A 10,481-nucleotide genomic window follows, 5' to 3' on the forward strand; every position below is an offset into this window, starting at 1 on the left:
CATGGGACATCCAATATGATCCCGCTCCGCGCGCCAGTCCGTTTCGATGCGCTCGATCAGCAGTGGAGCACTCGGCAAAGACGGACCTACTGGGTATCTTCTTTCGTCATCGGTCAGTGGACGCTGCACTTTCCACTCCTTTTCTCCGTCCCAAAAGAACCACATGGTGTCATCACCCTTGAGGTTATTGGTACTACGGAAAATCGGGAAGTCTCTCAGCGACGGAGCAACCGGTACATTGGTTACCAAGGAAAACAAACCTCGTCGGATTGCATGCTGGATTAGGAAAGTGGTGATGAATTGGGGCTCTTTCGAAACCAGATCCTCGAACGCTTCTGGCTCCTTCGAGTAGAATTCTCAAAATACCGCTATGATGAACTTCCATTTTGGATGCGTGTTTATCACTTGGCCATAGCAAACGCCTTCGGACGTCAGAATTTGAAAAACGTCACCAATTTCGACAGTCCTTCTTCGCAACATCCAGAACTGCCTCTCGCGATCTCTCTCTGAGCCATATCTCACCGGACTGCACTATATGCCTCCGAAAGAGTCAGCCTGTGCTTCCATGTGCTGGTTATGCGTCACTGCACATCACCCCGCCTCCAAGAACGTCTCCGCCGTTGTCAGGTCCACCGAGACCAGCTGGCTGACGCCGCGTTCGGCCATGGTGACGCCGAACAATCTGTCGACGCGGCTCATGGTGATCGGGTTGTGGGTGATGACCATGAAGCGCGTATTGGTGCGCTGGCGCATGGAATCGAGCAGGTTGCAGAAGCGTTCCACATTGGCGTCGTCGAGCGGCGCATCGACTTCGTCGAGCACGCAGATCGGCGCGGGATTGGTGAGGAAGACGGCAAAGATCAGGCTCATGGCGGTCAGCGCCTGTTCGCCGCCCGAGAGCAGGGTCATGGTCTGCGGCTTCTTGCCCGGTGGGCGGGCGATGATTTCCAGGCCCGCTTCGAGCGGATCATCGCTTTCCACAAAGCTCAACTCGGCCGTGCCGCCGCCAAACAGCGTGGTGAACAGCTCCTGGAAGAACACATTGACCTTGACGAAGGCCTCGTTGAGGCGGGCGCGGCCCTCGCGGTTGAGCGAGGAGATGCCAGTGCGCAGCTTGGCGATGGCCTCGATCAGGTCGGTCTTGTCCCTGACCATCAGATCGAGCCTGGCCTGCACTTCGGTGGCTTCCTTTTCCGCCGACAGGTTGACCCCGCCCAGCCGCTCGCGCTCGGCCTTGAGCCGGTCGAGCTTCTGCTCGGTGGCCGCTTCGGAGGGCAGCGCCTCCTCGGGGCGGATGCCCGAGGCTTCCAGGGTCCTTGAGGCGGGAATGTCGAGGGTCTCTTCAATCTGGCGTTCGATCTGCTGGCGCTGGGCGATGAAGCCCTTGATCCGCTCGTCAATGCGGGTCAGCTCGATCCGGGCATTGCTGAGCGTGTCGCTGGCGGCGCGCAGTGCCTTGTCGGCCTCGCGCAGTTCCGATTGGGCAAGGTTGAAGCGGTCGCCGGCCGCCTGGTGTTCGATTTTTGCCGTCTCGATCTGCGCGTCGAGCTGGACGCGGCGGGCGGCAAAACCATCGGGGGTCTGGCTGGTGCTGGCCAGTTGCGCGCTGACTTCAGCCCGGCGCTGATCCAGCGTGGCCAATTGGGCCAGGGCGCTGTCGCGGCGGCGGCGCCAGCTTTGCGTGTCACGCTCGAGCTGGGCCAGGCGGCTGTCGCGCAGGCGGGCCGCGGTCTCAAAGCCACCCAGCTTGAGCCGGGCCTGATCGGCACGTTCGCGGGCGGCAACCAAAACGCGCTGTCTGGCCTCGGCAATACCGGCAGCATCGCCTTCGGTCCCGGCGGCAAGCAGCGCGCGCCCGGCATCGCCATGCTGGACCTGTGCTTCGCCCAGGCTGGTGCCCAGCCGCACGCGGGCCTCTTCCAGCGTGGATTGTCTGGTGGTCAGATCACCAATGGCGCGCTGTGCCTGATCGACGTCGAGCTGCGCCGCGCCAATGGCGTGCTGCGCCGCCCGCCAGGCCTCGCGCTGCTGCCGCTCGTCCTGCCGGGCCGCATCGAGCGCGGCGACCAGCGCATCGACATCGCGCTTCCAGCTGTTGCGTTCGCCCTTGGCGCGGGCAATTTCCTCGTCCAGTTCGGCCAGCCGATTGCGCTGCGCCAGGCGCTGTGCCGCCGCGCTCGGCGCGTCGGCGGCCGCGATGAACCCATCCCAACGCCACACCGCGCCTTCCAGCGTCACCAGAAGCTGGCCCGGCTTGAGCGCGTGCATCAGGCTGGGGCCATCGACCGCGTGAATCAGCCCGATCTGGTCGAGCCGGCGCTTGAGCAGGGCGCTGCCGGTGACATAGCGGCTGAGCGGCTCGGCGGCCTGGGGCAGGGCGGCGTCATCACTGTGATCGACCGGCACCGACCAGTGCATGGGCGCGCCGGCATCCGAGCTGGCATCGAGATCATCGCCCAGTGCGGCGCCCAGCGCGGTTTCGTAGCCGGGGGTGACCTTGAGTTCGTCGACAATGGCCGGCCACAGCCCCGCGCCGACATTGAGCATCTTGCCCAGCGTCGCCGCTTCGGCTTCCAGCCGGTTCAGCGCCGCGTCGATTTCGGCCAGGCGCGGGCGGGCCCCGTCGAGTTTCGATTGCGCCACGGCGGTGGCCTCTTCGGCCTGCGTGGCGGCCTGATCGGCCTCGGCGGTGCGCTCCTGTGCAGCCGCCAGCGCGGCGCGCTTCAGCGCCAAGGTTTCGTCGGCGTCGAGCCGGGCGGCAATGTTGCGGGCTTCGGTCTCGACCTCGGCAATTTGCTGGGTCAGCCGCTCGATGCGACCGGCCGCCTCCCTGGCACTGCGGGCAGCCTGGTCGCGGCGGGCGCGCACCTCGGCCAGTGCGTCAGCGGCGCTGCGGGCCTCGGCTTCGGCAGCCGCCACCGCGCTTGAAGCCGCCGCCGCTTCGCTGCGGGCCTTGTCGAAATCGTCCTGCGCGGCCTCGCCCTCGGCCTGCAATGTGTCCAGTTCTTCGGCGTAGAGCTCCAGCGTGGTTTCGCTCTCGGCCACCAGTTCGCCTTCGCGCGTGCCATCGGCGGTGAGCTGGCGAATGCGGTCTTCCAGCTCGGCCTGCCGCTGGCCGGCCCGGCGTGCCTCATCGGCCAGTTGTTCGGACAGGATGGTGTAGCGCTGCAGCACCGCGCCGGTGACGGCCTCGCGTTCGCGCAGCGGCTGCAGCGCCGCATCGGCCGCGGCGAGCTTGTTCTGCGCCTGCAGTTCGAGATGGGTGGCGTCAGCCAGTTCGCGCACCAGCACGGCCTGCTGCGCCGCGGTTTCCTGTTCGGCATAGCGCGCCGCGACCCAGCGGATATGGAACAGGGTGGCTTCGGTCCGGCGGATATCGCCACTGAGCGCCCGATAGCGGGTGGCGAGCCGGGCCTGGCGCTTGAGGGTTTCGAGCTGGGTCTCGACCTGGGCGATAATGTCATCGACGCGTTCGAGATTGGCCTCGGCCGCGCGCAGCCGCAGTTCCGCCTCGTGCCGGCGCGAATGCAGCCCGGAAATCCCGGCGGCCTCTTCGAGCAAGGCGCGGCGGGCGGTCGGCTTGGCCGAGATCAGCTCGCCAATCTGGCCCTGCCGCACCATGGCGGGCGAATGGGCGCCGGTGGAGGCATCGGCAAACAGCAATTGCACGTCGCGGGCGCGCACTTCCTTGCCATTGACCCGATAGACCGAGCCGGACTCGCGCTCGATGCGGCGGGTGACTTCCAGGATATCGGCATTGTTGAGGGCGGCGGGGGCGGTGCGGTCGCTATTGTCGAGCACCAGCGTGACTTCGGCGGAGTTGCGGGCGGGGCGATTGCCCGAGCCGGCAAAGATCACGTCGTCCATGCCCGAGGCGCGCATCGCCTTGTATGAGCTTTCCCCCATCACCCAGCGCATGGCTTCCACGAGATTGGATTTGCCACAGCCATTGGGGCCGACAATGCCGGTGAGCCCGGGCTCCATCACCAGGGTGGTTTCGTCGCTGAACGACTTGAAGCCATGCAGCTTGAGGCGGGAGAATTTCATGGCAGCGCCACCGGGGCGGCGCTGCCGGAACGCAGCCTATTGCGCAGCGGGAGCCATCGCATCGGTTGCCGGGGCCATAGCGTCTGCTGGCGCCATCGCGTCAGCAGCGGGCGCCATGGCGTCTGCTGGAGCCATGGCATCTGGGGCAGGGGCAGGAGCCGAGGCAACGAAATCGGCAGGCACCAGCGGGTCGATTGCCGCCGCCAGCTGTTCCAGCGTCTTGTCGCCACTAAGCGTTGTGCCGTTGACATAGAATGTCGGAGTTCCCACGAGGCCGAAATCGTTCAGTGCCTGATCCCGCACCGCTTCCATCCGGGTAAACAGGTCCTGATTCGTCAATGCAGCATCGAAAGTTTCCTGGGTAAAGCCCAGCTGCTTGGCAATGTCCAGGATGGCGTCGCGGGGCGTCTGCGAACTGGCCCAGGTGGTCTGGGTCTTGAAAAAGGTCGACAGCACATTGTGGTAATTGGTCGGGCCGGCAGCCTCGGCAAGCATGAAGACGGCCGCGTCGAGCACGTTGCGGACGAAGGGGCGCACGATCAGCTTGACCTTGCCGGTATCGACATAGGACTCGATGAAGCCCGGCAGCACGTCATTGGCGAAGTCGGCGCAGTGTGGGCAGGTCGGCGAAGCATATTCGATCACCGTAACGGGCGCGGTTTCACTGCCCTGAACGTGGTCGACATAGTCACCGGCGGGCGCCATCAGCTTGTCGACGGCGATGACATCGCCTTCAGCAGCGTTGGCGGTGGCGACCCCACACAGGCTCAGAGCCGATGCGGCAGCGGCCAACATAAGGGTGTCACGGCGGGTAAAATTCACAGCTAACGCTCCTGTTTTTGATTTCGGCGACACTATACAAGTCAAATTTGGGAGCAAGTGGGCAGATGCATCACTGCTCGGTGATCACCCCTGGCCCCCCTTGTGCTCCGAGCGGCTGGAGAGGGCATGGCCCAGGGTGCGCAAGGCCTCGCGCAACTCCTCGTTTTCCACCCCGGCCAATTGCGCGCCGACCTTGGCCTGCACGCCTGGGCTCGGTTGATAGGGAGCCTGTTCCTGTTTGCCTGAACCGGGGGTGAATGGCTCGGCCGACAGGCGCACGGACCCCACCAGCACGAAGCCGAAATAGCGGTTGATCGCGGCGGCGATTTTTTCCCCTTCATGGGCAATCGCCAGCGCATGGCCGGGCACGCAGCGCAGCACCAGCGTCGCCCCTTCGGCGCTGCGCTCACCGCGCGGCCAGCTCAATTTGTCCGGGATTGCCACTTCGTCATAGGGCTTGGGCGCCATCACCGGCCAATGCGCGATGATGTCGCGACTGGCAAAGCCGCGCTTTTTCAGCACCGGATCGAGCGCGCCAGCCAGCACATCGGCCACGCTCATGGTCCGGTTGCGGCGCTTGGGCTCGGGGAGATCGTCTTTGGCCATGCAGAAGCCATACCCCCACCCCCCCAACCCCACAAGGGGGCGGGCGCCAGATCGGGGTGGCGGCGAGATCGCCGTCTGAACCGGATGTGACCCGCTCCCCCTTGTGGGGCGGGCCGGGGTAGGGGTATCGGATGGACATGCAGCTCTCCCACCCCGCCCCCGTCGACGCCTCGGCCGTGCTCGCCTGGTATGACCGCCATGCCCGCGATCTGCCCTGGCGCATTGCCCCAGCCGACCGGGTGGCCGGCCAATTTCCCGATCCCTATCGGGTCTGGCTGAGCGAGGTCATGCTGCAACAGACCACCGTGGCCACGGTCAAAAGCTATTTCACCCGCTTCACTAGCCTGTGGCCGACAGTGTTTGATCTGGCTGCCGCGCCGCTGGATTCGGTGCTCAAGGAATGGGCCGGGCTGGGCTATTATGCCCGCGCCAGAAACCTGCACGCCTGCGCCCGGGCGGTGGTCAATGATCACGCCGGCAAATTCCCCGCGACCTCTGCGGCGCTGCAGACCCTGCCGGGCATCGGCAGCTATACCAGCGCCGCCATTGCCGCGATCTGCTTTGATGAACCCATCGCCGTGCTCGATGGCAATCTCGACCGGGTGCTGGCGCGCTACTACGCGGTTGCGGTGCCGGTGCGGGAGGCCAAGGACGAACTGCGCGCCGCCCTGCAGGCCTCGGTGCCCGCGCGGGCCGGCGATTTTGCCCAGGCCATGATGGATCTGGGCGCCACCATCTGTGCGCCCCGCGCCGCCGCCTGCCTGCTCTGCCCGATCCAGCCTGGCTGCATCGCCACCCGCCAGGGCGATCCGACACGCTACCCCATCAAACCCGCCAAGGCCGATCGCCCGGTGCGCAAGGGCCATGCCTTTGTGATGGTTGACCACGCCGGCGACGTCTATTTGCAGAGCCGGCCGGCCAAGGGGCTGCTGGGCGGCATGACCGAGGTGCCGGGATCAGACTGGAGCGCCGAGCTGGCCGACGTCAGCTATCCGCTCGCAGCCGATTGGTCCCATCGCGGCCAGGTGGTGCATGTCTTCACCCATTTCCGGCTCGAGCTCGAAATCTGGTCGGCGCAAGTGCCGCCCGAAACGCTGGCCGGCGGCTGGTGGTCCGAACCCGCCGCGCTTCGGGGCGAAGCCCTGCCAACCCTGTTCCGCAAGGTACTGGCCGCGGCGGGGCTGGAGTAGAGCTCCCGAGCGGTCCCTTCCGAGGGGGCGAGGCTTTGGCCGGGGTGGGGTGGGTAGGGACTGTCTGGTTCTGGTTTGCCCGCACATAGAGCGGTCGTTGAGGCACACTGGTTTGAATGGTCCACCTAAATGTCGACCTGCTTCACATCAGCACCTAGCTAAAGTCGTTATTCAACTTTCCAGGACATCAAAATTTCCTCCTCGAATGGCTCCGCACCCAGCTTGGCATAGAACTCCTGGGCGGCCTTGTTTTTCTGCCAAACGGTCCAAAAAAGTCGCGTTGCACCTATCGTCTTGGCGTACATTCTTATCTGCTCCATTAACGCTCGACCCAACCCACTACCTCGGTGTTCTGCGCGGACGAAAAGATCATCGACGTGTATGGAGCGGGCGAGCTCATCAGTATGCACACCCACAAAGTAGGTCAGATACCCAGCAAGCTTACCCGCATCGGTCTCCGCCACAAGAAAGTGGCACGTGGGCAAATCGGAAAAGGCAAGCGACCGCATTACCTCAAAGTCATCGGGGTCAACAGTCTTCGGCGCTTCTAGGGAGCCTAAGTGTGCTTCAAATTCAAACCAGAGCTCGCGAATTGCTTCGAAATCATCAACTACCGCTTGCCTGATCTTCATCTCACCCACCCCTCAACAGCTGCCAAGTTTTCATACGTGGCTGGCCGGTTCTGGGCAACACACGGGGACGTTCGAAAGGCTTGTATGGAGTCGACTGCTGCCGGGCCGATACGCGCCCCATTTCAACCATTGGCGCGGGCTCGACCGTATTCCAAAAGCGGTCGTCCCCGCGACAGGCTGGCAAGGGCGACAACGGGGTGGTTTGCCGACGGTCTGCAAATATCCGAGGATACACCTAAGTGGACAGCACCCGCCGGCACCAGGATCGCACGGCGGGATCGTCATGCGCAAAGCACCAAGAACTGGCTATCCATCGCTTCGCACTGAGATAATCGCTGTCCAAGCCCTTTGATTCAAGCCAGTCCAGAGCCACGTTTCTGTCACTGTCGGTTGCCGACGGCGAAATCTCCTGATCGAGATAGGCGACTGCCGACCAGACATCGAGGCGCCTGTCGGCCATCTTGGAAGAGGCACCAAAGTCAATTATTGCGCTGACACTGCCTGCTTCCACCAGCACGTTGTCAGGGAAGATATCGAAGTGCACCAAGGACGGCGTCAAGCAGTCCGGCATGACCTCGGGCTGCGCCATTACAAGATCAGCCAGAGGCCCGCTGACGGGCCGAACGCTTCGCAGCTTGTCAATGAGGTACGTCCTGTAGGTCGGGGCTCGAATGCCGGGCGGCGCAACAATATCGCCCCAGAATGGCAGGTGAACGTCGATATCGCCAATGGACGCTGCAGCGTCGAGATAGCTGCAAATGAGGCGATGGCGGGCCCGGTTCTGAGCAGTCTTTAAGGCGACGGCCAGAGTAACGCCGGGCAGCCTTTCCTCGATGACCGCCACGCGCCCGCCAACCTGGCAGATGTCGATCACTCTGGGCGTTCTGAAGGCTGCGGTTGGGTGTCCGGCGGAAGTTTTCCGCAGAAGCTCTGCGCGCTTTTGTTGAGCATCTGCTTGCCCTCCAGGCCGCACCAATCTCAGAACTCGTTCGCCGCCGATGTCGAACACCCGCGCTTCGCCACCCTCGCCGACAAGCGGCGCGTTTTCCCATCTAAGGTGCGAGAGCACTTGTCCGTCGGACCATTGTTTCTGCATCAATGAGCTCTCAGTCTGAAGGAAGGCGCCAACATGTGCGTTTGGCAGAAGCGTGGTCAACCGTTACGTCTGGAATCGTGGTTTCTTGACAGCCAGCCCAATGGCCGAAATGGATTCGGGCAATGCGCCCCAATATTGCCGTTCGGGCTGCCATTGCCATTTCGCAGAAGCGGCCGGTCCGCCCTGGTCGAGGCAATGGCGGCAACGGGGTGGACAGCGGACCACCTGCGGCCGGAGTGGCCCCCGGGCAAAGCGGAAATCAGTCTACAGCGCGCTGGATCGTGGCTGGATCGTGTGCGCCAATTCCTCGCTCAAGATCTTCTGCACGAGACGGATGCGGGGACTTGACGCCAAACCCCGATGCGTGACGAGCCAGACAGGAACCACAATCGGCGGCAAGTCGAGGGGCAGCCGCGTTACCTCTGGAGTCCGATCGGCAACTTCGCGCAGCATGGCCGCAATGCCGAGGCCGTTTTGCACCATCTGCCAGACGGCAATTCCGGAATTGGAAAGCAGCCGGAAGTCCGACGCCGCCATGGGAACGCCGATCGCGCTCATATAGGCCGCAAACTGATCAATATCGTCCATGCCGATGAGGCCGGAGCGCGCCAGTGCAGTTCCATCGGCTGGTATGCCGTTCTGCCTGACCCACTCGTTGGACGCGTAGAAATGAGCTTCAGTATCGGGGAGTCTTTGCCCCAGAAGCCCGTCCCGATCGGGTGCAACGTGGCGGATCGCTATATCGGCCTCACGTCGGTGAAGATCACTCAGGTCATTGGAAGCCAATACCATTACGGTGAGCTGTGGCGCTTCCAGCCGGATGCGGGCGAGAATGTCGGGCAGGACATAGGCCGAATACGTATCGGTAGCCGATATGCTCACCCGCCCGCCAAGCGCTTGCACATCGCCGACAGCTGACAGGGAAACGGCCTCTGCCGCTTCGCCCATGAGCTTGGTATGCTCAAGCAGCACGCTCCCGGTAGAGGTCAGAAACAATTTGCGCCCGATCCGCTCGAACAACGCCACGTCCAGGTCCGCTTCAAGCGCAAGGATCTGGCGAGACAACGTCGGCTGGGTGAGCGCGAGCCGACGTGCCGCTGCGGACAGCGAACCCAGGGTGGCCGTTGCATGGAAAGCGCGCAGCAGATTCCAGTCGAGTGGCTTCATGGTTTTATGTATATGGATTGTGCAGAATTAGGCAATTGTCGCGCTAAATGTATATGCTAGTTTCTGCCCAGAAAACTGGAGCATGACATGACGGCAGCTGACGACGCGCGTTTCTGGAACAAAACTGCCGAGCGCTATGCCGCCTCCAAAATTGCTGATCCGGGCGGATACGAGCGCACACTGGAGCGCACGCGCAGCTTCCTGCAGCCAAACCACCGCGTGCTCGAACTCGGCTGCGGCACGGGAACAACTGCCCTGCGCCTCGCCGGCTCGGTTGGCTCCTATCTTGCAACGGACATCTCAGAACGGATGATTGGCATCGCCAGGCAAAAACTCGACGAGGACCCTGTCCCATGCCTTTCGTTTCGTCCGGCTGTCGCCGAGGATTTGGCAGATGACGACCATCGCTTCGATATCATCCTGGCGTACAATTACTTGCATCTCGTCCGCGACCCTGATGCTACTTTGCGTACGATAGCTCGCCTGCTCAAGCCGCAGGGGGTGTTCATATCAAAAACGCCCTGTCTGGGAGAAATGAACGTGTTGATCCGACGCGTCCTGCTTCCTGCCATGCGCTCGGTGGGTAAGGCGCCGCATGTCGCCATTTTTGGCGCGAGAGAGCTCACGCAGATGATCGTGGGCAAAGGATTGGACATCGTCGCACACGAGAACCACGCGACCAAGGGTTCGGAGACGCGTCCGTTTATCGTGGCTAAAAACCGTGAGCCAGAACAATTCGTGGATGAAGACCGGCAGTAGGATTGCGCCGGTCGACGTGCGAAGACCGAAATGGGGTGGGGAGGGGACTGTCTGGTTCTGGGGAAGTAGCCGTCGAAAATCAGACTGCGCTCAGATTGTACATCTCAGTGTCCGTCGTCAGATGATTTGGCTCAGATTGGCTCTCGGATCAGCGGAGTGTCG

Annotated in this window: 8 protein-coding genes; 2 read left to right on the top strand and 6 right to left on the bottom strand. The window is 63.1% G+C overall.

The annotated features are described in order from the left end of the window. Window positions 1-591: 591 nt before the first annotated feature. The 3 genes from smc to ABFY71_RS14265 form a co-directional block, all read right to left on the bottom strand. A complete protein-coding gene (gene smc / locus ABFY71_RS14255; RefSeq protein WP_347946682.1) occupies window positions 592-4,047 on the bottom strand; it encodes a chromosome segregation protein SMC in 3,456 nt (1,151 codons plus the stop codon). Between the two features lie 36 nt (window positions 4,048-4,083). Further along, on the bottom strand, window positions 4,084-4,869 hold the full coding sequence (locus tag ABFY71_RS14260; protein WP_347946683.1) for a thioredoxin domain-containing protein: 786 nt from the start codon (window positions 4,867-4,869) through the stop codon (window positions 4,084-4,086). A gap of 84 nt (window positions 4,870-4,953) precedes the next feature. Next, window positions 4,954-5,475, bottom strand: a complete 522-nt coding sequence (locus ABFY71_RS14265; protein WP_347946684.1) for a DUF721 domain-containing protein — start codon at window positions 5,473-5,475, stop codon at window positions 4,954-4,956. 137 nt (window positions 5,476-5,612) lie between these two features. Here ABFY71_RS14265 and mutY point away from each other — a divergent pair, with 137 nt between their 5' ends. Beyond that, window positions 5,613-6,665, top strand: coding sequence for an A/G-specific adenine glycosylase (gene mutY, locus ABFY71_RS14270; protein WP_347946692.1), 1,053 nt, complete (start codon window positions 5,613-5,615; stop codon window positions 6,663-6,665). Between the two features lie 167 nt (window positions 6,666-6,832). Here the strand turns inward: mutY and ABFY71_RS14275 are convergent, their stop codons facing one another. The 3 genes from ABFY71_RS14275 to ABFY71_RS14285 form a co-directional block, all read right to left on the bottom strand. Then, window positions 6,833-7,297 (bottom strand): GNAT family N-acetyltransferase, encoded by a 465-nt coding sequence (locus ABFY71_RS14275; RefSeq protein ID WP_347946685.1) that lies wholly within the window; start codon window positions 7,295-7,297, stop codon window positions 6,833-6,835. A gap of 235 nt (window positions 7,298-7,532) precedes the next feature. Beyond that, window positions 7,533-8,453, bottom strand: coding sequence for a phosphotransferase family protein (locus ABFY71_RS14280; protein ID WP_347946686.1), 921 nt, complete (start codon window positions 8,451-8,453; stop codon window positions 7,533-7,535). Window positions 8,454-8,657: 204 nt separating this feature from the next. Further along, window positions 8,658-9,560 (bottom strand): LysR family transcriptional regulator, encoded by a 903-nt coding sequence (locus ABFY71_RS14285; protein ID WP_347946687.1) that lies wholly within the window; start codon window positions 9,558-9,560, stop codon window positions 8,658-8,660. An 87-nt stretch (window positions 9,561-9,647) separates the two neighbouring features. Between ABFY71_RS14285 and ABFY71_RS14290 the strand changes: the two genes are divergently transcribed. Continuing rightward, window positions 9,648-10,319 (top strand): class I SAM-dependent methyltransferase, encoded by a 672-nt coding sequence (locus ABFY71_RS14290; RefSeq protein ID WP_347946688.1) that lies wholly within the window; start codon window positions 9,648-9,650, stop codon window positions 10,317-10,319. Window positions 10,320-10,481: the final 162 nt, after the last annotated feature.

The sequence above is a fragment of the Devosia alba genome (genome assembly GCF_039938915.1).
Lineage (GTDB): Bacteria > Pseudomonadota > Alphaproteobacteria > Rhizobiales > Devosiaceae > Devosia > Devosia alba.